Raw genomic sequence first — 20,982 nt, forward strand, 5'->3', positions numbered from 1 at the left:
CAAAGCTGAGCCGGGGGGCTTCTTAGGAACCAGACTTCAGGATCTGATGGCCGAACCCTCCACCGCCGCCGAGCCGAAACAGCCGTCCCGCAAGACGTGGGGGCGCGAGCGGCTGGTCGATCTCGGCCTCGAGGCCGTGTCGCTGTCGATGCTGGCCTTCATCGCCACCGGCCTCGTGGTCTGGTCGGGCCGGCGCGAGATCAGCCGCGAACTGGCGGTCAGCTGGCTGCGCGACCACGGGATCGAGGCCGCCGTCGAGATCGACGACCTCGACGCCACGGGCTTTTCCGGCCGGGTGCGTCTGGGATCGCGCGCCAACCCCGTCTTCGCCGCTGACCGGCTGGAGGTCGCCTACGATCTGGCCGCGCCCTGGACCGGCGAGCGGTTCGGCATCCAGACCAAGGCGGTGCGCCTGGTCCGTCCCAGGGTCTTGGCCAGTGTCGATGAGAAGGGTCGCGTCCGATTCGGCGCGCTTCAGCCCCTGATCGACGAGGCCCTGAAGTCCCCCCGGAAACCCAACGTCCCCGGGCCAGCGATCCTGATCGAGGACGCGCGGCTGGACCTGGCCACGCCAGGCGGCCGCGTCCGCGTCACCGGCGACGCCAGCCTCGACGACGGCCAACTTCTGCGGCTGGACGGACGCCTGGCGCCGCTGCGCTACGCTGTCCCGGACCTGGCGCTGGCCGCCAAGGGCGCGACGGTCTCGGCCCGCAAGCGCGGCGACCGCCTGACGGTCGAGGTGTCCCTGGCGATCGACAGCCTGGAGGCCAAGGATGCGGATTTGGCCGGCGCGGCGGCTAAATTGTCCGCGGACCTGCCCTATCCCGATCTGGCGGCGATGAAGGCGAGCGGTCCCCTGGAGGCGCGGCTGGCGCTGACGGCCCGCAATGGCCGGATCGCCGAGACCCAGGGGAGCGATCTCGCCGTCGACCTGAGCTTGGCCGGGCGCTTCGATGGCGGGCTCGACGCCTTCGCCTTCCTCGGCCGGTCGCGTGGCGCGGTGCGGGGCGATCGCCTGTCGGCGCCCGCCTTGGACGCCCGCGCGGCCAGTCTCTCGCTGAATGCCTCGCGGATCACGATTGGCCGCCGCGATGGGCGCACCTCCTTGCGCGGCGGTGTTCAAACCACGCTTGTCGCGGACCAGGCCTTGGCCGGCGGAATGGCGCTGCGGGGCCTGAAGGCTTCGGCGGATTCGGCCAATCTGGGGCTGGCGCTGGACAGTCAGGGCTTCGTCGTCAACGGCCCGCTGGCGATCGATGCGAGCGCCCAGCGCCTCGCCAACGGCGGCCTGGCGCTCGGCGACGCGCGGCTGGAGGCGACAGGCAAGATCGACCAAGGCCCGGGCGGCCTGACCCTGGCCCTGAATGGCTCGGCCGCAGGCCGCAGCGGCGTCTCCGGCCCTGACGCCGAACGTCTGGCCGGGCTGATCCCCAATCCCGCCTATGGCAAGCCCCTGTCCCGCGCGCTGCGGACGTTCGAGCTGGCCGCGCCCAGCCTCGGGCTGGACATCAAGGCCGGACGGACGCGCGCGACCCTCGCCCAGGGCGCGACCCTGTCGGCTCCGAACGGCGTGAAGGTCGCGGTCGCCGCGCCGAAGGGGCTGCTGCTCGACGCGGGACCGGAGGGCGCGCGCGGCGCGCTGCAGGTGTCGCTGACGGGTGGCGGACTGCCGACGGTCAAGGCGCTGGCGCCGCAGTGGCGGATGGCCGGCGGCGTCCTGACCTCGCCGCTGTCGATCGCCGTCGAGAACTTCGACCTGCCGCCGGTCGAGGGCGTCACCGGCCAGGTGGACGGCCAGGCGCGGCTGGCGGGCGGCCGTTTCACCCTGACGACGTCCAAGTGCTCGCCGCTGACGGCCAAGGCCTATGCGCTGGGCGACAATCCGGTCACCGACATCAAGGCCAGGCTCTGCCCGACCAAGGCGCCGCTGCTCCTGGCGGGCGCGAACGGCTGGAGCGCGGCGCTGAGGTTCGAGGACGGCGAGGGCGCCCTGGCCGTCGCCCAGGCCAAGCTTCAAGGGATCAAGGGCGAGGCCAGTCTCGGCGGGGCCGGCGGCTTCGACCGGGCCAGCGTTCGGGTCGATAGCGCGGCGGTCGCCGACGTCGCCCCCGAGCGGCGCTTCAATCCGATCCTGGCCCAGGGCCAGTTGGCGCTCACGGGCGGCGTCTGGGGCGGGACCTTCCAGGGCGCGACGCCCACGGGCGCCCCGCTGGGCGAAATCCGCCTGCGGCATGTGGTGGCGACCGGCAAGGGCCAGGCCGATATCGACGCCTCCAAGCTGGTCTTCGCCAAGGACGGCCTGCAGCCCGGCGACCTGTCGCCAATGGCCGGCTTCGCGCGCGAGGCCAAGGGACCGGCCAGCTTCACCGGCGTCTTCGCCTGGGATGACCAGGGCGCGATCAGCCGCGGCCGGCTCGTGGCCGACCGCATCGACTTCACCAGCCCGATCGGCTTCGTCGCCACGCTGGACGGCGCCGTCGACTTCGACAGCCTCGCGCCCCTGACCACGCGGCCGGGTCAGTCCTTGCAGGTCGTGCGCATCGATTCCCTGGTGCCGCTGACAGCGGTGGAGTCGGTGTTCCAGCTCGGCGCCGACGCCCTGCACATCTCCAAGGCGACGTTCGAGGCGGCCAAGGGGCGGATTTCGATCGAGCCGACCGACGTGCCCCTGGCGGCCGACAAGACCATCAAGGGCGTGATCGTGGTCGAGCATCTGGACCTGGGCGAACTGATCGCCGCCTCGTCCCTGGCCGAGAAGGTCAAGGTCCAGGCGGTGGTCGACGGCCGCCTGCCGTTCACCTTCGGACCCGAGGGGCTGCGCTTCCAGGAGGGCAAGATCAGCGCCATCCAGCCGGGTCGGCTGGAGATCTCGCGGGCGGCCCTGTCCAATGTCGCCGCCAGCCCGGCCGACGCGCCCGGCGCGCCGCCCGCCCAGCCGGCCCAGGTCAACGCCATCCAGGACTTCGCCTACCAGGCCATGGAGAACCTGGCCTTCGACCAGCTGGAGGCTGGGGTGAACAGCACCGACAAGGGGCGGCTGGGGATCCTGTTCCACATCAAGGGCCAGCATGATCCGAAGGTCCCGGAAAAGGCGCGGGTGGGCATTCTCGACCTGATCCGGGGCCGCGCGTTCGACAAGCGCATCGCCCTGCCGGCCAAGACGCCGGTCGATCTCACCCTCGACACGTCGCTGAACTTCGACGAGCTTCTGGCGGACTGGCGTAGCTGGTTCGAGCGCCAGGGGTCGGACAGCCCGCCTCGTTCAGGTCCGGTTCAACCGTGACCGGTCATTCTGAAGACGAACTGGAGACTAGACGCATGAGAAAGCGCGCCCTGTTGCTGGGCCTGGCCATGACGGGGGCGTTGGCCGCCGCCTGCACGCCCACCGTTCGGGTCAAGGTTGATCCGATCAACATCTACGCCAAGCTGGACGCCGATGTGCGCGTGCGGCTGGACAAGGAAGTCCAGTCGCTGATCCAGCAGAACCCGAACCTGTTCTAAGCAAGGAGGACCGACATGATCCGCAAGACGATGACGGTTCTGGCGCTGGGCCTGGCGATGACCGCCGCCGGCGCGAACCTGGCGCTGGCCCAATCGGCCGCCGCGAAGGCCGCCGTGGACTCCGCCAAGGCCGCCGGCACGGTCGGCGAGCAGGCCGACGGCTATCTGGGCATCGTGTCCGGCGGCGACGCGGCCCTGCGCGCGGCCGTGGCCGAGATCAACACCGGCCGCGCCGCCGCCTACAAGGACATCGCCGCCAAGACCGGCGTGACGCCCGAGGCCGCGGGCCAGGCCACCGCCAAGCAGCTCTATGGCCGCCTGGCGCCTGGCCAGTACTGGAAGCCCCTGGATGGCGGCTGGGTGAAGAAGTAATCGCGTAACGTCATCCCGCGTCTCAGGCGCGGGATGACGGCCGGCCATCGGGGCCCTAAACAGCCTTCATGTCCGCCTCGCGCCAGCGCCTGCTTCCCTACGCCGCCCTGATGGCCGCGATCGTTGTCCTGTGCGTGGGGACGTCCTTCGCCAAGGGCCTGTTCCCGCTGGTCGGCGCCCAAGGCACGACGGCCTATCGCGTCGGCTTCTCGGCCCTGATCCTGCTGCTGGTCTGGCGGCCCTGGCGTCATCCGCTATCGCGCGCGGACCTGGGCCGCATCGCCGCCTATGGCGCGGTGATGGGCTTGATGAACCTCTGCTTCTACATGGCGATCCGCACCGTGCCGCTGGGCCTGGCGATCGCGATCGAGTTCATGGGGCCGCTCGCCGTGGCGGTGGCCAGCTCGCGCAAGCTGATCCATTTCCTTTGGATCGGCCTGGCGGTCCTGGGTCTTGCCCTGCTGCTGCCGATCGATCCCGGCGCCAAGCCCCTCGATCCGGCCGGCGTCGGCTTCGCCTGCGCGGCGGCGGTGATGTGGGCCCTGTACATCATCCTGGGCAAGCGGACCGGACACCTGCACGCGGGACGCTCGGTGGCCCTGGGCATGACGACGGCGGCCCTGATCGTCGCGCCGATCGGCGTCATCTCGGCCGGCGCCAGCCTGTTCCACCCGAAGGTGGTGCTGCTGGGACTGGTCGTCGCCGTGCTGTCCAGCGCCATCCCCTATTCGCTGGAGATGATCGCCCTGCGCGGCATCCCCAAGCGCAGCTTCGGCGTCGTGCTGAGCGCCGAACCGGCCGTCGGTGCGCTGGCGGGGCTCATCATCCTGGGCGAGCATCTCGCCGCCTCGCAATGGCTGGCCATCGGGGCGATCATTTGCGCCTCGGCGGGCGCGATCCTGACCACGCCCGCCGAGGCCGTGGCCGAGGAGATCGCGCCTTAGGCAAGTTCGCCGGACCGCTCTTCCCGCGACATCATGACTCTTGAGCGACTCGCTCAGTGGACTGAAGCTTCGATCACGTCCGCTTGGAGCGTTGTCATGACGATCAGTGCGTTCGAGAAACAGCTTATGGGTTACGGCCTGACCACGGCCGAGATTCACTACCACCTGCCCGACCATCCCCACCTGCTGCAGCTCTATGTCTGGCAGGACTATGACCTGGCCCCGAAATTCCCGACCCTGAAGGGTTTTCTGGACTTTTGGGCCAAGGAGCTGGACGGGGTGCTGCACTCGGTCCGGGTAGCCCACAACAAGCTGATCGGCCCCCGCGAGTGGCGGGCCGTGAACGGGGTCTTCACGCTGCAATAGTTTCGCTGGGCTTGCTTCGGACGCCCGCCGACCGTAACTCCCGGGCGATGAGCGCTGGAGCCAAGATCTGCGGACTGTCGACGCCCGAGACGGTCAAGGCCGCCTTTGACGGCGGCGCGGCCTTCCTGGGCTTCGTCTTCTTCGCGAAGAGCCCCCGTAACCTCACGCCCGAAGCCGCCGCGCGGCTGGTCGAACCGGTCCGCGGCCGGGGCGTGAAGACGGTGGCGGTCACCGTCGATCCCGATGATGCTTTGATCGACCGCCTGATGGCGACGATGCGGCCCGACCTGATCCAGGTCCACGGCAAGGAGACGCCCTCGCGCGTCCGCGAGATCGCCGCCCGCGCCGGGGTCGGGGTGATCAAGGCGTTTTCCGTCTCGACGACGGCGGATGTCGACCAGGCGGCCGCCTTCGACGGCGTCGCCGAGCACCTGATGTTCGACGCCAAGCCCGTGGAAGGCTCGGCCTTGCCGGGCGGAACGGGCGCGCGGTTTGACTGGGGCCTGCTGTCCGGCCGCCGGTTTTCGCGCCCGCATTTCCTGGCCGGAGGCCTGGATCCGTGGAACGTGGCCGAGGCGATCACGGTGTCGGGAACCCCGTTCGTGGACGTTTCCTCTGGCGTGGAGCGCGGTCCCGGCCTAAAGGACCCCGCTCTGATCTCGGCGTTCCTGGACGCCGTCAAACGCGCCTGACTGCTGGAAAGCTCTCGTGAACGCTCCCGCGAAACCCAACGATTACTCGGCCTATCCGGACGCGAACGGCCGGTTCGGCGACTTCGGCGGCCGCTATGTGGCCGAGACGCTGATGCCGCTGGTGCTGGATCTCGGCAAGGCCTATGCCGAGGCCAAGGCCGATCCGGAATTCCAGGCTCAGCTGACGAGCTACAACACCCATTACGCCGGCCGGCCCAGCCCGCTCTATTTCGCCGAGCGCCTGACCGAGCACTTCGGCGGGGCCAAGATCTATTTCAAGCGCGACGAGCTGAACCACACCGGCTCGCACAAGATCAACAACGCCCTGGGCCAGATCCTGCTGGCCATGCGCATGGGCAAGACCCGGATCATCGCCGAGACGGGCGCGGGCCAGCACGGCGTGGCCACCGCCACCGTCTGCGCGCGCTTTGGCCTGCCGTGCGTCGTCTACATGGGCGCCACCGACGTCGAGCGTCAGAAGCCGAACGTCTTCCGCATGAACCTGCTCGGGGCCGAAGTGCGTCCGGTGACCTCGGGCACCGGCACCTTGAAGGACGCCATGAACGAGGCGATGCGCGATTGGGTCACCAATGTGCACGACACCTACTATCTGATCGGCACGGCCGCCGGCCCGCACCCCTATCCAGTGATGGTCCGCGACTTCCAGAGCGTGATCGGCGCAGAGGCGCGCGAGCAGATCCTGGAGATGGAAGGCCGCCTGCCCGACGCGGTGGTCGCCTGCATCGGCGGGGGCTCCAACGCCATCGGCCTGTTCCACCCGTTCCTGAACGACTCCGGCGTGCGGCTGATCGGCGTCGAGGCGGCCGGCCACGGCGTCTCCACCGACAAGCACGCCGCGTCGCTGACGGGCGGGCGTCCGGGCGTGCTGCACGGCAACAAGACCTATCTGCTGCAGGACGACGACGGCCAGATCATCGACGCCCACTCGATCTCGGCGGGTCTCGACTATCCCGGCATCGGCCCCGAGCACTCGTTCCTGCACGAGGTCGGCCGCGCCGAATATGTCTCGAGCACCGACGAGGAGGCCCTAGCGGCGTTCCAGCTGTGCTCGACCCTCGAAGGCATCATCCCGGCGCTGGAGCCGGCCCACGCCCTGGCCCGCGTCGGCGAGATCGCCCAGGAGCTGGGCAAGGACAAGATCGTGGTGATGAATCTCTGCGGTCGCGGCGACAAGGACATCTTCACGGTGGCCGAAGCGCTCGGACGCAAGATCTAGGACCGACCCCGCGTGACCAAAGACCGTATCGACCGCCGCTTCGCGGATCTGAAGGCTCAGAACCGCGCCGGCTTCGTGACCTATGTGATGGCCGGCGATCCTGACGCGGCCACGACGCTTAGCGTGCTGAAGGGCCTGCCGGCCGCCGGCGCCGATTTGATCGAGCTGGGTTTCCCCTTCTCCGATCCGATGGCCGAGGGGCCGACCATCCAGCGCGCCGCCCAGCGTGGCCTGAAGTCCGGCATGACCCTGCAGGGGACGCTGAACCTCGTCGCCGCCTTCCGCGAGGGCGACCAGGACACGCCGATCATCCTGATGGGCTATCTCAATCCGGTCCTGCACCGGGGCTTCGAGAGCTTCGCCGCCGCCGCCGCCAAGGCCGGGGTCGACGGCCTGATCATCGTCGACTGCCCGCCCGAGGAAGCCGACCCGCTATCGGACGCGTTGGAAGCCGAGGGCATCGCCCTGATCCGCCTGGCTGCCCCGACCACCGATGACGCGCGCCTGCCGATGGTCGTGCGCCGCACCTCGGGCTTCGTCTATTACGTGTCGGTCGCCGGGGTGACCGGCGTGAAGTCGGCCGACGCGGCCGAGGTCGCGCCCGCCGTCGAACGCCTTCGTAAGGCTTCGGGCCTGCCGGTGGCGGTGGGCTTTGGCATCCGCACCCCGAATCAGGCCGCCGCCGTGGCCAAGGTGGCCGACGCGGCCGTCGTGGGCTCTGCTCTTGTGGATGAAATCGAATCCGCGGCTCGGTTGAACGAAAACGTGACCGAGAAGGTTCTTCTAAAAGCGTCGGAGCTGGCTAAGGCTGTGCGTTCGGCGCGAGTCGGGACGAAGTGAGGCTCTAAGGCTATGGCTATGGCTGAACCCCAGGACCCGAAGAAGGGCGACAAGAAAGCAGCGAGCGACCGCCGAGGCGGCGGCTGGCTGTCGCGGATCGCGCCCGGCGTGCGCGGCGCGTTCTCCAAGCGCGAGACGCCCGAGAACCTTTGGGTCAAGTGCCCGGACACGGGCGAGATGATCTTCCGCTCCGACCTGGAGGCGGCCCTGTGGGTCACGCCGGCCGGTCGCCACATGCGGATCGGGCCGGAAGCCCGCTTCAAGTTCACCTTCGACGACGGCCAGTACGAGGCCCTGCCGACTCCGTCGGTCGTCGAGGACCCGCTGCACTTCTCCGACGGCAAGCCCTACAAGGACCGCCTGGCCGCCGCCCGCAAGGCGACGGGCGAGCCCGACGCCATGGCCATCGGCTATGGCAAGGTCGGCGGCGTCGACGCCGTGGTGTTGGTCCAGGACTTCGCCTTCATGGGCGGTTCGCTGGGCATGGCCGCCGGCGAGGGCTTCATCGCCGCCGCCAAGGCCGCGCTTGAGCGAGAAGTCCCGCTGATCGCCTTCACCGCCGCCGGCGGCGCGCGGATGCAGGAAGGCGCGCTGTCGCTGATGCAGATGGCCCGCACGACCCTGGCCATCAACGAGCTGAAGGACGCGGCCCTGCCTTACGTCGTGGTCCTCACCGACCCGACCACGGGCGGCGTCACCGCCTCCTACGCCATGCTGGGCGACGTCCATCTGGCCGAGCCGGGCGCCCTGATCGGCTTCGCCGGTCCGCGCGTTATCGAGCAGACCATCCGCGAGACCCTGCCCCCCGGCTTCCAGCGCTCGGAATATCTGGTCGAGAAGGGCATGGTCGACCGCGTCACGCACCGCAAGGAGCTGCCGCAGGTCCTGGGCTCGATCCTGGGCACCCTGATGATGGGCCGCGCCCGCAAGGCCGCGTAAGGCGGCCTTGGCCGAGCACCTCCGCGCCCACGACGCCGCCCTGGAGCGGCTGAAGGCGCTGCATCCCAAGCTGATCGACCTGTCGCTGGACCGGATGCGGCGGCTTTGCGCCGCCTTGGGCGATCCGCAGGACCGTCTGCCGCCGGTGATCCACGTCGCCGGCACCAACGGCAAGGGCTCGACGGTCGCCTATCTGCGCGCCATGGCCGAGGCGGCGGGCCTCAAGGTCCACGTCTTCACCTCGCCGCATCTGGTGCGCTTTTCCGAGCGGATCCGCTTGGCCGGAGCCCTGATCACCGACGAGCATCTGGCCGACGTGCTGGACCGGGTCGAGGCGGCCAACGCCGGTCACGAGATCACCTTCTTCGAGATCACCACGGCCGCGGCCTTCGTCGCCTTCGCCGAGGTTCCGGCCGACCTCTGCATCGTCGAGGTGGGGCTGGGCGGCATTCTCGACGCCACCAACGTCATCCAGCGGCCGGCGGTCAGCGTCATCGCCCCGGTCGACATCGACCACCGGGAGTTCCTGGGCGACACCATCGGCAAGATCGCCGTGGAGAAAGCTGGAATCATCAAGCCCGACGCGCCGGCCGTCTCGGCGCGCCAGGATCCCGAGGCCGAGGACGTGCTGGACACGACCGCCGCCCTGGCCGGCGTCGAGCTGACCCTGATGGGCCGCGACTTCGACGCCTGGAACGAGCGCGGTCGGCTGCTGGTGCAGATGCAGGACCGCCTGCTGGACCTGCCCGCGCCCTCGCTGCCCGGCGAGCATCAGTTCGCCAACGCCGGTCTCGCCGTAGCCGCCTTGCTCGCCCTGGGCGATTCTCGCATCGACGAGGCCGCGATGGGGAAAGGGATCGCCGGCGCGGTGTGGCCGGCCCGCTTCCAACGCCTGATCGCGGGCCCTCTGGCCGAGCGCGCCAAGGCGGCCGGCGCAGACCTCTGGCTGGACGGCGGTCACAATCCGCACGCCGGCCGGGCCGTGTCGCGCGCCGTCGCCGACCTCGCCGCCCGCGACGGTCGGCCCGTGGCGCTGATCTCCGGTCTGCTGGCCAACAAGGACGCGACGGGCTTCTTCACGCCGTTCCGGGGCGTGGCGGCCAAGGTTTTCACCGTGACCTTCGAAGGCCACGCCGCCGCCAGCGCGGCCGAGACCGCCGCCGCCGCCGAGCTGGCCGGCCTGCGCGCCGCCGCCTGCGACGGCGTCGAGGACGCGCTGAGCCGCGCGCTTCAGCTGGAGCCGACGCCGCACGTGCTGATCTGCGGTTCGCTGTACCTGGCCGGCGAGGTGCTGGCGATGAGTCCCGAGACCTGGCCGACTTAAGGGCGTAAGGCTGGGGGACGCCGATAGGGCGGCACGGCCCGCCGGACATCCTCGGCGAGCGCGCCCGCCCTGGCAGGAACCGCCGATGGCCAAGGGTCAGAAGAAGTCGAACAAGGAAATCCGCAAACCGAAGGCCGAGAAGAAGACCCCGCCGCCGGCGGTTTCGCCGTTCATCGTGACGCCCAAGAAATAGGGACCACGAAAAACGCCCGCCCCGGAAGCCGGAGCGGGCGTCTTCAATTCAGCGGCGGAAGGCGCTTAGGCCGCCTGGACGCCGGCTTCGTTGAGCCATTCCAGGATCTTCTGCTTGGGCATGGCGCCGACCTTCATCGAGGTCATCTGGCCGTCGCGGAACAGCATCATGGTCGGGATGCCGCGAACGCCATAGCGCGACGGGGTCGTCGGGCTGTCCTCGATATTGACCTTGGCGATGGTCACCACGTCGGCCAGCTCTTCGGAGAGCTGCTCCAGCGCCGGGGCGATCTGCTTACAGGGACCGCACCACTCGGCCCAGAAGTCGACCAGCACGGGCTTGCTGGCCTTCAGGACGTCGGCTTCGAAGGTGGCGTCGGTCACCGCAACGGTGCTCATGGCTTGCTCCAGTCTGGCGTCGCGCGGCGGTTTCCGGCGCGGAGGACGCGATCAAATTCTAAATTACCCGGAGTCGCTCCGGGCGGTTGTCCAAAGATGTAGGGGGCCAGGGCGCGTCCGGCAACGGGATTAAGCCAGCCTGGCCAGCGCCTCGGCCATCACCTTTTCTGGAACCGGCATCAGCTTCGGACCATCCGTCCACACCAGCGCCGCCTCGATCGCGCGGCCCGGGAACACCTCGCGCAGCACCGCCGCATAGACCGCCATCTGGGCCAGATAGGCCGGATCGGCGTCCTCGATGCGGTCGGGCGAGGGGCGGTTGGTCTTGTAGTCGATAACGAGGACGCGGCCCTCGTCCACCACCAGCCGGTCGACGCGGCCCGAGACGGCCAGGCCCTTGGGCAGATGGACGCTGGTTCCGGCCAGCGCCACCTCGGCGCGGGAGCCGGGGCCGAACACGGCGGCGAAGCGCGCGTCGTCCAGCACCCCGAAGGCCGCCGCCGCCATCTCCTCGCGCTGATCCTCGGTCAGGTCGCGCTCGGCCGCCAGCAGCCGCCGCGCGGCGCTCGCCCGCTGGTCGGGCGCTAGATCCGGTAGGATCTGCAGCAGCTTGTGCACCAGCTCGCCCCGCCGATAGCGGCCCAAGCCCGCGACGCGGGCCAGAGGCGAGGGGGCGGGGACGCGGGCGTTGTCCTCGATCCGCGACGGCGCCGCATAGCGGGCCGCCGCCGGCTCTGGCGGGGCGGCATGAGTCATCCAGGCGGGCGCGGCGGCGGGGACGCGGACATCCTCCTCGGCGCGTGGCGCGGGCTCGGGGTCCGGGCCGTAACGGAGGAAGGCGGTCTCGTCCTCGCCGATCGTCCGAACGTGCGGCGCGATGTCCGAGTGTGCGAAGGCGCTCCGGACGGCCGCGTACCAGCCGCCGACCTTGTCGTCCTTGGTGCGGGCGTCGATACGGCCGCACAGGATCAGCCGGTCCCGCGCACGGGTCAGGGCGACATACAGCAGGCGCAGCGCCTCCTGGCTTTCCTTGTCGTCGCGCAGGCGGCGGGCCTTGGCCGAGGCCTCGCAGTCGCCCTTGCTGGAGCCGCACCAGAGCAACGCCCCGTCCTCGGTCACCAGCAGCGGCGAGCCGCCGGCCCCGCGCTTCACCGTGGTCTCGGGCAGGAAGACGATCGGCGCTTCCAGGCCCTTGGAGCCGTGGGCGGTCATCACCCGCACCTCGCGCCGCGCGCCCTCCATCTCGCGCTTGACGATGATGTCCAGGGCCGCGAAGTCGGCGACCAGGGCCTCGAGGTCGCGCACCCCGCGCTGCTCGGCCTCCATCACCTGGGCCAGGAACTCGTCGAGCGCTTCTTCGGCCTCGGCGCCCAGGCGGGTCAGCACCTTGGCGCGGTGCGAGCGTCCGCCCTCGTCTGTCAGGCCCAGCCAGGCGGCGTAGAACTCGAACGGTTGCCGGCGGCGACCCTCGATCAGGGCCCAATCGAGTACGGCGTGCGCGGCCGCCCATTCGGCGTGCTCCCCGGACCGCCGCTGGAGCTCGGTCCAGAGGGTGGCGCGCCGTCCCTTGGCGAGCGCGTAGATATCGTCATCGGAAAGGCCGCAGAACGGCGCCTTCAGCAGCGCCGCCAACGTGAGATCATCGTCCGGGAACAGGACGAAGCGGCCCAGGGCCAGCAGGTCCTCGAAGGCGATGTGGCTGGACAGCGACAGGCGGTCGGCGCCGGCCACCGGCACGCCGCGCCGCTTGAGGGCGCGGATGATCTCCTCGAACAGCACCTTGCGGCGGCGGACCAGGACGAGGATATCGCCGGCATGGGCGGCGCGGTGGCGGCCCAGCTCCTTGTCGAACACCGCGTCGCCGCGCTTGAGAATGGCGGCGGTCTCGGCGGCGATAGCCTCGGCCAGGCGCCGGTTGGCGCTGCGCTCGCCCTCCGCGTCCAGCGGCGCCTCCCAGGCCTCGCGCTCCTCGCCGGGCAGCTCGCGGGTGAGCGGCCAGAGATCGACACAGCCCGGATGGCCGTAGCGGAACAGTTCATGGCGAACCAAGTCCTGGCCGACCGGCGGCGGCACGCCCTCGCGGGTCTCGGGATCGGAGAACAGGGCGTCGACGAAGCTCAGCACCTCGCGGGTCGAGCGGTACGACACGGTCAGCGGCACGCCCTTGCCCACCGCTCCCACCGCCTCGATCCGGGCGATGTAGCCTTGGGTCTCTTCCAGCAGGCGCGTGGGGTCGGCGCCCTGGAACGAATAGATCGACTGCTTCTCGTCGCCGACGATGAACAGGGTCCGCTCGGCCCGGCGGCCGCTCCAGCCCTCGGACGTCGCGCCCGCGAAGAAGTCGGCGGTCAGGGCGCGCAGGATCTCCCACTGCTCGGGGGCGGTGTCCTGGGCCTCGTCCAACAGGATGTGATCAACGCCGCCGTCTAGCTTGTAGAGCACCCAGGCGGCTTCGACCTTCTCGGTCAGCAGGACGCGGGTCTTGTCGATCAGGTCGGTGAAGTCGAGCGCCCCTCGCGCGTCCTTCTCGGCCATGTGGCGCTCGATATAGAGGCCGGCCAGCAGCAGGGCGTTCTGGGTGTCCTCGGCCACCTTGGCGGCGCGGACCTGTTCGCGGGCGGCCTCCAGCTTGGCCTGTTCCAGCAGCAGGGCCTCGCGCAGGTCCTCGCGGCTCTTGAGGCCCGAGGTCTTGGCCGGCCAGGTCGCCGGCGTGCCCTCGCCGCCCTCGGTGAACAGCGCGCGAAGGGCCAACTCCAGCGTCGCGTCCGGATCGCGGGCCACGGCGGCCAGGGCCTCGGCATATTTGGCGTCCTGCTTGCCGCCGCCGTCGAACAGCACCGTGGCCGCCGCGCGCCAGGCGCCGAGATCGAGGCGCGCCATGGCCTTGGCGGCCAGCGCTTCGGCCGAGGTCGGCGCGTCGAAGCCGCAGCGCGTCCAGGCGTCGGCGATCGCTTCGGCGAGGCCGCCGCAGCGCTGGACATAGGCCACGATCTGGCCGCGCCGCGCCTCGAAGCCGGCGAACATCGCCTCGAAGCTCTGGAAATCCAGCGCCACCGAGAAGCGGGCGTAGGCTTCCGCGAACGCGTCGTCATGGGTGTCGACCCAGGCGGCCACCGACCGGCGGGCGGCGCGGGCGATGGCGGCGCCGGCCTGGTCGTCCATCACCGTGAAGCCCGGCGAGACGCCGGCCTCCAGCGGGAAGCGCCGCAGCAGCTTCTCGCAGAAGGCGTGGATGGTCTGGATCTTCAGGCCGCCGGGCGTCTCCAGCGCCTGGGCGAACAGGGCGCGGGCCTCGGACAGGCGGCGCGCGTCGTAGACCTCGTCGCCTTCGCCGACCAGCTTGGCCAGTTCGGCGCGGAGGTCGGCGTCGCTGGTCACCGACCATTTGCCCAGGCGCTCGAACAGGCGTCGCTGCATCTCGGCGGCGGCGGCCTTGGTGTAGGTGACGCACAGGATCGCCTCGGGCGGCACCTTGGCCAGCAGCAGGCGCGCGACCCGGTCGATCAGGGTCTTGGTCTTGCCCGAGCCGGCGTTAGCCGTGACGAAGGCCGAGATCGCCGGATCGGCGGCGATGCGCTGAGGATCATGCGTCATCAGAAAGATGCTCCCCTGCGTTGCGGGGGAGCTGTCGCGGAGCGACTGAGGGGGCTAATGCGGCCTGCGTCCAGCTTGCCCCCTCCGGCCCTCTGGGCCACCTCCCCCGCAGCGCGGGGGAGGATCTGGAAGACGAGCGGCCTCATTCGCCCTCTCCGTCGTCGCCGCTGGTCGACCATTCGAACACCCGCGCTAGGTGGGCGTAGTCGCCGGGATGTTCTTTCACGAACTGTGGGGCGACCCGCGAGCGGTAGGGCTCGTCGGGATCGTCGTAGCGGGCGATCAGCTTGACCAGGCCGTCCATCGCCTTGCGCGCGGCCTCCTCGCTCTCGCCGTTGGCCAGGGCGCGGACCTGCTCTTCGCCGGCGGGCCGCCGTCCGGTGACGCGGACATAGGTCAGCTCGCCGGGCGTGGGGCTGCCCAGGTCGGGGAAGCCGCCGTTCATCAGGATCGCCGCCGTCAGGGTCAGCTGCGGCGAGAAGCCGGTGTCGACCTGCTTCTGCGACGGCGCGGCCCCGGTCTTGTAGTCGAGGATATGCGCCGTCCCGTCCGGCGACGGCTCGATCCGGTCGGCCTTGGCGGTCAGGGTGAAGGGGCGGCCGTTGATCGAGAGCTCCAGCTTGCCCTCGGCCTCGACCACGATCTTGCGCGCGCCGGCGCGGCGATGGCGCTCCCAGTCGGCGACCCACTGGGCGGCCTCGCGGGCCAGGGCCTTCTCGCGGGTTAGCGCCGTCGGCGGCATGCCGGCGCCGACCAGGGCCTCGATATAGAAGCGCTCGAACACGGCGGCCGCGTCGGCCGGCACGGCGTCGGGATAGGTCTCGGCGAACTTTTCGAAGGCCGCGTGGATGGCCGTGCCGCGCGCGCGCGCCTCGACCGGCTCGTCGGGGCGCTCCAGCGGGTAGAGCTTCAGAATATCGCGCGCCCAGACGGCGTAGGGATCGCGGGTCAGGGCCTCGACGCGCGTGACGGCCATCTTGCGCGGACGATCCTCGACCGGCGGGCGCGGTTCGGGGCGCTTGATCGGCGCATAGGGCTCGGGCGCGTCGAGGGTGCGAACCCAGTCCAGCACGTCGTCGCGGCGGGGCAGAGAAAGACCCGCCCCGGCCGCCAGGGTCTTCAAGCGCCACAGCCAGCGCGACTCCACGGCCGGCGCGCCGCCGCGCCGCTCGCAATGGACCAGCACGACGTCGGGGGCGCTGGCGGCCTGGGCGAAGTCGTGGGCGGTCAGGCCCACCCGGCGCTCGGGCGGCGGCAGGCCCAGGCGCGAACGCATCGGCCGCGACAGGAACGGATCGATCGGCGCGCCTTGGGGCCAGACGCCTTCCTCCAGCCCCGCCAGCACCAGGCGGTCGGCGCGGACCAGTCGGGCCTCGATCGCGCCCAGGATGCGCAGGCGCGGGTGGGTGGCGCCGCCGACCCGGACGGTCTCCTCGTTGACCAGGCGGTCGAGAATGTCGGCGAAGGCCTGGGGCGAGGCGTCGGGCAGGGGCTCGCCGTCCTGGATCAGGGCGGCCATCAGCGCGCCCAGGCATTCGCCCGCGCCGCCGGCCCACAGGCGCGCGGGCGCGATCAAGCCTTCCAGCGCCTCGACCAGGGCCTTGGCCGCGTGGCAGGGGCGGGCGAAGCCGTCGGCATAGGGGCTGGCGGCGTGGTCGACGGCGGCCAGCACGCGGTCGCACAGCGCCAGGGCCTCGGGGGCGTCCTTGAGCCGCGCGCGCAGTCCCTCGGCCGAGCCCGGCGCGGCGCCGCGCAGGCCCTTGCGTTCCAGCAGGGCGGCGGCCGGCGCCTCGTCCTCGCCCAGCACCAGCGGGTGCTTGGCCACGGCCAGCAGGCGCACGGGGTTCAGCGGCTCCTCGACCAGGCGCGCGAAGTGCAGGGCCAGGATCGCCGAGCCGGCGGCGGCCAGCGGCGCGCCGGCCGAGCTGTCGGGGATCACGCCCCAGCGCTGCAGGCGCGTCATCACCCGGCGGGCCAGGGTCTGGTCGGGGGTCACCAGGGCGGCGGTCTTGTCCGGCGTCTCCAGCGCCTCGCGCAGCAGCAGCGCGCATGCGCCGGCGGCCTCTTCCTCGGCGCGGGCGGCGATGACGGAAAAGCCCGTCAGCCCCTCGGCGATGGGGTCGAGGTCCGGGGCCTCGGCGCGCAGGGCGGCGATCTGGGCCAGCCAGTCGGCGGTGGCTTCGGCCGGGCGCAGGGCCTCGTTGACGATCCGCCGCCGCCAGCGGCCCCGACTGTCGGCGTCCGGGACCCAGGCGCGGACGTCGCCTCGGCTGACGCCGGCCCGGTCCAGCAGGCGCTTCATGGCGCCCTGCGGGTGCTGCTCGCCCTGGCTGCCCTCGATCCGATCCCAGGCGCTGTCGGCGAGATCCTCGTCGAGGCCGGGCAGGACCACCGCGCCCTTGGGCGCGGCGGCGACGACGCGCAGCAGGTCGGCGGTGGCGGGAGCAGTGCCGGTGGAGCCGGCGGCGACCAGCACCTCGGTCGGCGGATTCTCCGACCACTGTTTCTCCAACGCGCGCAGCAGACGAACCCGGCGTTCGGACACGTCGATCAGGCCGAGATCCTTCAGCCGCTCGGGCCAGGCGCGCAGCACCGCCTTCAGGAACCTTGCCGAGACCTGCCAGTGCTGGGCCAGATCGCCCTCGGCCAGGCCGTCCAGCCTGTCCTGGAAGGCGATCTCCTCGATCTGGCAGCTGTCGAGGAAGTCCGACAGGGCCTTGGCCAGCTCCAGGGCCTGGACTGGGCCGGGCTTGAACGACAGCAGGCTTCCGTGATCGACCACCAGCCGCGCCAGCTCGAAGCGGCGGCGGCGCGAGGCGATGGCCGGCGGCAGGTCGATGGCCAGTTCGCCCGGCTCGAACGGCGGTTCGCCTTCGTCCAGATCGCCCAGCGGCCGGATCTGCGGCAGCAGCAAAGCCCGCCCACCGCCGACCGCCAGGAAGGCGTCGGCCAGGGCGCGGGCGCCGCGGCGGGTGGGGGTCAGGACCGTGGCGCGGGGCAGGGCTTCCGGCCCCAGCGGCTCGAGGGCGTTCAGCAGGCCGCGCGCCAGGTCGTCGACGAACGGCCGGTGCGCGGGGATCGAGAACCAGCGCGGCCCCTCACGTTCGAAGAAGGGGGCCGGCGCGCTCATGCCTGGGAGAGCCTCGCCTGGGCCGCCTCGCGGGCGACCGGATCGCCGACGTGCATCCAGAGACCCTCGGGCGCCACGCCGTGGACGCGGCCCTGGGCGGCGAGCGTCTTCCAGAGCGGGGTCAAGGAGAACGGGCCCTCGGGACCGTCCTTGACGATGGCGGGGTCACAGATGTGGACGCCGACATAGACGAAGGGACCGGTCTCGCCGGGCCCCTTGAAGCGCACCGCGCCGTCGGCCTCCAGGAACACGTCGCCGCTGTCGTGGAAGCCCAGCGAGGTGGCGGTCGGCGCCAGCATCAGGCAGACGTCCATGCTGGACGGGTCCCAGGCGGCGACCATGGCGTCGAGGGCCGGAGCGCCGGCCTCGATCCACACCGAGTCGATATTGGCGACCCAGACCGGGCCTTCGCCCAGCAGCGGCAGGGCGTGCTTGAGGCCGCCGCCGGTCTCCAGCGCCTGCGGGCGTTCGTCCGAGATGACGATCCGGGGCGCGAGGCCCTTGGCGGCGCGGTCCTTCAGGTGCGCCTCCAGCCGATCGGCGAAGGCGTGGACATTGACGACGGCGGTCTCGACCCCGGCGGCGGCCAGGCGATCCAGCATGTGGTCGATCAGGGCCTTGCCGCCGACCTCGACCAGGGCCTTGGGGCGGTCGTTGGTCAAGGGTCGCATGCGGGTGCCGAGGCCGGCGGCCAGCACCATGGCGACTTTCGGCCCGCTCATCGGCGCGTCTCCACGGGGACGTAGCGGTCGAACCAGGCTTTGAGGTCGGCGAGGGCTGGATCGGCGAAGCAGGCGTCCAGATAGACCCACAGGCGGGGGATGAAATCGGCGTAGCGGGGCTTGCCGTCGCGGGTCACCAGGCGCGCGAAGATGCCCAGGATCCGGATGATGTTGAGCGCGCCCAGCGCGTGGTAGTCGGCCAGGAAGGCGGTGCGGTCCAGCTCCGGCCGCGCCGCCAGGTAGCGATCGAGGCACGCGGCCTCGCGCTCGGGCGAGACGGTGCGGCGGGCGTCGTGCAGCAGCATGGAGAGATCCCAGGCCGGGTGGGCCAGGACCGCGTCCTGGAAGTCCAGCATGCCGACCCGCGCCGCGCCCTGGCGCTCCGGCAGCCAGATCAGGTTCTCGGCGTGATAGTCGCGGTGGCAGAAGACGGTGGCTTCGGCCTCGGCCTTGGCGCGGATCGGGGCCCAGAACGCTTCCCACTCGGCCAAAGCAGCGGCGTCGAACGTGACATCCCGGAACCTCGGCTGCCACTCGATGAAGATGTCGTGCGCCGTCTTCAGGGCCAGATCGTCATAGGTCAGCAGCGGCCAGGTCGAACCGTCGTAGTCCAGCACCTTCGGCGTCGGCGAGGCGTGGATCGCCAGCAAGCCGTCGATCGCGGCGTCGTAAAGCGGCGCTTCGTCGGTCCCGGCCTCGATCAGGCGGGCGTAGAGGTCATCGCCAAGGTCCTCCAGCACGGCGAGGCCGGCGCCGGCGTCGGCCGCCAGCACCTTGGGGGCGGATAGCCCCTGGGCGTTCAGCCAGCCGGCGCAGGCCACGAAGGCGTCCACGCGCCCGGCGGCCAGGCGCGCCAGGGCGTTGTAGCCCAGCGCGGCGCGCTCCTGAGGCGTGGCGTCCGGCGGGCAGGGCGCGGTCTCCAGCGACGGCGGCTGGTCCATGAAGATGAAGCTCTGGTCCCCGCGATGCAGACGCTCGTAGCTCCGCGTCGAGGCGTCGCCGCCCAGCGCTTGGCGGCGAACGTCGCCGAAGCCGTGGGCTTCCAGGAACGCGGCCTTCGCCGTCTCGCGTTCAGAACTCAAGGGAACGTCCTTCGAAACTACCGTGCGCCGTGATGGCGGCGCGTCGCGCGTCGCCGTCCAGGGCGATGTCTATATCGAGCCGATTCGGCGGCAAACGCCCTTCCAGTCGCTGCGGCCACTCGATCAGGGCCACGCCGCCATCCAGGGCCTCGTCCAGGCCGATCTCATAGGCCTCGTCGGGATCGGTCAGGCGATAGAGGTCGAAGTGCGCCAGTGGGAAGGCCTGGGTTTCGTAGAATTGCACCAGGGTGAAGGTGGGGCTCGGCACCTCTTCGTCCGGCGTCGTCAGGGCGCGGATCAGGGCGCGGGCCAGGGTCGACTTGCCGGCGCCCAGCGGGCCGGTCAGGCAGATCGCGTCGCCCGGCCGCAGCGCGGTCGCGAGCTGACGGCCCAGCGCCTGGGTGGCGGCCTCGTCGGGCAGGGGGAGGGTGCTCATGTCCACCCCATAGCGCGTCGCTCCGGCGATGTTGAGGGCGCAAAGCCCTTTCCTCCGCGCCGCCCGCGCGCTAACCGCAATGCCCGATGCCGACATCCCTCCGCACCGCCTATCGCGAGCGCCTGGCCCAGGGCGAGATCCGGCCCGACGCCGCCCAAGCCGCCGCCGTCGAGGCCCTGTCCCGTCTGGAGGCCGACCTGGACGGCGCCGGCGAGCCGAACTTCTCGTTCTTCGGCCGCAAGCCCAAGAGCCAGCGCGGCGTCTACCTGTGGGGACCGGTCGGGCGGGGGAAGTCCATGCTGATGGACCTCTTTTTCGACAGCGCCCCGGTCGCCAAGAAACGGCGCATCCACTTCCACGCCTTCATGGCCGAGGTCCACGCCGACATCGACGCCTGGCGCAAGGGCGACGCGGCGGCGCGCAAGGCGCGCTTCGGCCAGTCGAAGGGCGATGATCCGATCGCGCCGACCGCCGAGCTGATCGCCCAGAACGCTCGCCTGCTGTGCTTCGACGAGTTGCAGGTCACCGACATCGCCGACGCCATGATCCTGGGCCGGCTGTTCGAGGCGCTGTTCGCGCGCGGCGTGACCCTGGTGGCGACCTCGAACCGGCCGCCCGAGGACCTCTACAAGGACGGGCTCAACCGCCAGCTCTTCCTGCCCTTCATCGACATGCTGAAGCAGGCCTTGGACATCGTCGCCGTGCGCGGGCCGGTCGACTTCCGGCTGGATCGCCTGCGCGCCGCGCGCACCTGGCTCTCGCCCATCGACAAGACGACCCAGGCCGAGTTCGAGCAACTGTGGACGGACATGCTGGACGGCGCGCCGGAGACGGGCGCGACGCTGGAGGTGCTTGGGCGAAAGATGCGCCTGCCGCGCGCCTGCGGCGGCCTGGTCCGCGCCTCGTTCGCCAGTCTCTGCCAGCAGGCGCTGGGACCGCAGGACTATCTGGCTCTCGCCGAGCGCTTCCATACGATCTTCCTCGAGGACGTGCCCTGCCTGACGCCGGCGCGGCGCGACGCGGCCAAGCGGTTCAACACATTGATCGACGCCCTCTACGAAGCCGACGCCAAGCTCGTGGCCCTGGCCGAGGCCGAGCCGGAGGCGCTGTATCCCGAGGGCGACGGCGCCTTCGAATTCGAGCGCACCGTCTCGCGCCTGCAGGAGATGCGTTCGGCTGACTATGTTTCGCGCGTCCGCGACTAGGAGACCT

The 20,982-nt window shown here is 71.0% G+C and carries 18 protein-coding genes; 12 read left to right on the forward strand and 6 right to left on the reverse strand.

Going from position 1 to position 20,982, the window contains the following annotated elements:
• Nucleotides 1-46: 46 nt before the first annotated feature.
• From AX690_RS21575 to AX690_RS22540, 11 genes are all read left to right on the forward strand, one after another.
• Complete coding sequence (locus AX690_RS21575; protein ID WP_082769806.1) at nucleotides 47-3,283, forward strand: YdbH domain-containing protein; 3,237 nt, start codon at nucleotides 47-49, stop codon at nucleotides 3,281-3,283.
• Between the two features lie 35 nt (nucleotides 3,284-3,318).
• A complete protein-coding gene (locus AX690_RS21580; RefSeq protein ID WP_013077335.1) occupies nucleotides 3,319-3,501 on the forward strand; it encodes a YnbE family lipoprotein in 183 nt (60 codons plus the stop codon).
• Between the two features lie 15 nt (nucleotides 3,502-3,516).
• Nucleotides 3,517-3,873 (forward strand): YdbL family protein, encoded by a 357-nt coding sequence (locus tag AX690_RS21585; RefSeq protein ID WP_066686033.1) that lies wholly within the window; start codon nucleotides 3,517-3,519, stop codon nucleotides 3,871-3,873.
• Nucleotides 3,874-3,941: 68 nt separating this feature from the next.
• Complete coding sequence (locus AX690_RS21590; RefSeq protein WP_066686032.1) at nucleotides 3,942-4,817, forward strand: DMT family transporter; 876 nt, start codon at nucleotides 3,942-3,944, stop codon at nucleotides 4,815-4,817.
• A 96-nt stretch (nucleotides 4,818-4,913) separates the two neighbouring features.
• Nucleotides 4,914-5,183 (forward strand): usg protein, encoded by a 270-nt coding sequence (locus AX690_RS21595; RefSeq protein ID WP_066686031.1) that lies wholly within the window; start codon nucleotides 4,914-4,916, stop codon nucleotides 5,181-5,183.
• Nucleotides 5,184-5,230: 47 nt separating this feature from the next.
• On the forward strand, nucleotides 5,231-5,875 hold the full coding sequence (locus AX690_RS21600) for a phosphoribosylanthranilate isomerase (RefSeq protein WP_066686030.1): 645 nt from the start codon (nucleotides 5,231-5,233) through the stop codon (nucleotides 5,873-5,875).
• A gap of 16 nt (nucleotides 5,876-5,891) precedes the next feature.
• Nucleotides 5,892-7,112, forward strand: a complete 1,221-nt coding sequence (gene trpB / locus AX690_RS21605; RefSeq protein ID WP_066686028.1) for a tryptophan synthase subunit beta — start codon at nucleotides 5,892-5,894, stop codon at nucleotides 7,110-7,112.
• A 12-nt stretch (nucleotides 7,113-7,124) separates the two neighbouring features.
• Nucleotides 7,125-7,952 carry a tryptophan synthase subunit alpha gene (trpA, locus tag AX690_RS21610; RefSeq protein WP_066686027.1) on the forward strand — a complete coding sequence of 276 codons (828 nt, stop codon included), beginning with the start codon at nucleotides 7,125-7,127 and terminating at the stop codon, nucleotides 7,950-7,952.
• A gap of 12 nt (nucleotides 7,953-7,964) precedes the next feature.
• Nucleotides 7,965-8,891, forward strand: a complete 927-nt coding sequence (locus AX690_RS21615; RefSeq protein WP_066686026.1) for an acetyl-CoA carboxylase carboxyltransferase subunit beta — start codon at nucleotides 7,965-7,967, stop codon at nucleotides 8,889-8,891.
• Nucleotides 8,892-8,898: 7 nt separating this feature from the next.
• Nucleotides 8,899-10,215 carry a folylpolyglutamate synthase/dihydrofolate synthase family protein gene (locus AX690_RS21620; protein WP_066686025.1) on the forward strand — a complete coding sequence of 439 codons (1,317 nt, stop codon included), beginning with the start codon at nucleotides 8,899-8,901 and terminating at the stop codon, nucleotides 10,213-10,215.
• An 85-nt stretch (nucleotides 10,216-10,300) separates the two neighbouring features.
• Nucleotides 10,301-10,408 (forward strand): hypothetical protein, encoded by a 108-nt coding sequence (locus AX690_RS22540; protein ID WP_082769807.1) that lies wholly within the window; start codon nucleotides 10,301-10,303, stop codon nucleotides 10,406-10,408.
• A gap of 65 nt (nucleotides 10,409-10,473) precedes the next feature.
• On the opposite strand, the gene trxA is transcribed toward AX690_RS22540, so the two are convergent.
• The 6 genes from trxA to tsaE all read right to left on the reverse strand — a co-directional run bounded on the left by trxA (nucleotide 10,474) and on the right by tsaE (nucleotide 19,770).
• The gene (gene trxA / locus AX690_RS21625) at nucleotides 10,474-10,806 is read right to left on the reverse strand and encodes a thioredoxin (RefSeq protein WP_066686019.1); all 333 of its coding nucleotides are present in this window, start codon (nucleotides 10,804-10,806) and stop codon (nucleotides 10,474-10,476) included.
• Between the two features lie 129 nt (nucleotides 10,807-10,935).
• Nucleotides 10,936-14,400 (reverse strand): double-strand break repair helicase AddA, encoded by a 3,465-nt coding sequence (gene addA / locus AX690_RS21630; protein WP_066686017.1) that lies wholly within the window; start codon nucleotides 14,398-14,400, stop codon nucleotides 10,936-10,938.
• Nucleotides 14,401-14,542: 142 nt separating this feature from the next.
• On the reverse strand, nucleotides 14,543-17,530 hold the full coding sequence (gene addB, locus AX690_RS21635; protein ID WP_066730549.1) for a double-strand break repair protein AddB: 2,988 nt from the start codon (nucleotides 17,528-17,530) through the stop codon (nucleotides 14,543-14,545).
• Nucleotides 17,527-18,252, reverse strand: a complete 726-nt coding sequence (gene murU, locus AX690_RS21640) for an N-acetylmuramate alpha-1-phosphate uridylyltransferase MurU (RefSeq protein ID WP_066680339.1) — start codon at nucleotides 18,250-18,252, stop codon at nucleotides 17,527-17,529. The genes addB and murU overlap by 4 nt, the downstream gene beginning before the upstream one ends.
• A complete protein-coding gene (amgK, locus tag AX690_RS21645) occupies nucleotides 18,249-19,334 on the reverse strand; it encodes an N-acetylmuramate/N-acetylglucosamine kinase AmgK (RefSeq protein ID WP_066680337.1) in 1,086 nt (361 codons plus the stop codon). Before amgK ends, murU begins: the two co-directional genes overlap by 4 nt.
• Nucleotides 19,324-19,770 carry a tRNA (adenosine(37)-N6)-threonylcarbamoyltransferase complex ATPase subunit type 1 TsaE gene (gene tsaE / locus AX690_RS21650; RefSeq protein WP_066680335.1) on the reverse strand — a complete coding sequence of 149 codons (447 nt, stop codon included), beginning with the start codon at nucleotides 19,768-19,770 and terminating at the stop codon, nucleotides 19,324-19,326. The genes amgK and tsaE overlap by 11 nt, the downstream gene beginning before the upstream one ends.
• Nucleotides 19,771-19,856: 86 nt before the next feature.
• On the opposite strand from tsaE, the gene zapE reads away from it, so the two are divergent.
• Nucleotides 19,857-20,975, forward strand: coding sequence for a cell division protein ZapE (gene zapE, locus AX690_RS21655; RefSeq protein ID WP_066680333.1), 1,119 nt, complete (start codon nucleotides 19,857-19,859; stop codon nucleotides 20,973-20,975).
• Nucleotides 20,976-20,982 lie beyond the last annotated feature (7 nt).

This window comes from Caulobacter sp. CCH9-E1 (assembly GCF_001556515.1).
Lineage (GTDB): Bacteria > Pseudomonadota > Alphaproteobacteria > Caulobacterales > Caulobacteraceae > Caulobacter.

Bases quoted from the DNA above. Each gene is read 5' to 3' on its own strand.
- AX690_RS21575 (WP_082769806.1), top strand. From the start codon at position 47: ATGGCCGAACCCTCCACCGCCGCCGAGCCGAAACAGCCGTCCCGCAAG.
- AX690_RS21580 (WP_013077335.1), top strand. From the start codon at position 3,319: ATGAGAAAGCGCGCCCTGTTGCTGGGCCTGGCCATGACGGGGGCGTTG.
- AX690_RS21585 (WP_066686033.1), top strand. From the start codon at position 3,517: ATGATCCGCAAGACGATGACGGTTCTGGCGCTGGGCCTGGCGATGACC.
- AX690_RS21590 (WP_066686032.1), top strand. From the start codon at position 3,942: ATGTCCGCCTCGCGCCAGCGCCTGCTTCCCTACGCCGCCCTGATGGCC.
- AX690_RS21595 (WP_066686031.1), top strand. From the start codon at position 4,914: ATGACGATCAGTGCGTTCGAGAAACAGCTTATGGGTTACGGCCTGACC.
- AX690_RS21600 (WP_066686030.1), top strand. From the start codon at position 5,231: ATGAGCGCTGGAGCCAAGATCTGCGGACTGTCGACGCCCGAGACGGTC.
- AX690_RS21615 (WP_066686026.1), top strand. From the start codon at position 7,965: ATGGCTATGGCTGAACCCCAGGACCCGAAGAAGGGCGACAAGAAAGCA.
- AX690_RS22540 (WP_082769807.1), top strand. From the start codon at position 10,301: ATGGCCAAGGGTCAGAAGAAGTCGAACAAGGAAATCCGCAAACCGAAG.
- trxA (WP_066686019.1), bottom strand. From the start codon at position 10,806: ATGAGCACCGTTGCGGTGACCGACGCCACCTTCGAAGCCGACGTCCTG.
- addA (WP_066686017.1), bottom strand. From the start codon at position 14,400: ATGACGCATGATCCTCAGCGCATCGCCGCCGATCCGGCGATCTCGGCC.
- addB (WP_066730549.1), bottom strand. From the start codon at position 17,530: ATGAGCGCGCCGGCCCCCTTCTTCGAACGTGAGGGGCCGCGCTGGTTC.
- murU (WP_066680339.1), bottom strand. From the start codon at position 18,252: ATGAGCGGGCCGAAAGTCGCCATGGTGCTGGCCGCCGGCCTCGGCACC.
- tsaE (WP_066680335.1), bottom strand. From the start codon at position 19,770: ATGAGCACCCTCCCCCTGCCCGACGAGGCCGCCACCCAGGCGCTGGGC.
- zapE (WP_066680333.1), top strand. From the start codon at position 19,857: ATGCCGACATCCCTCCGCACCGCCTATCGCGAGCGCCTGGCCCAGGGC.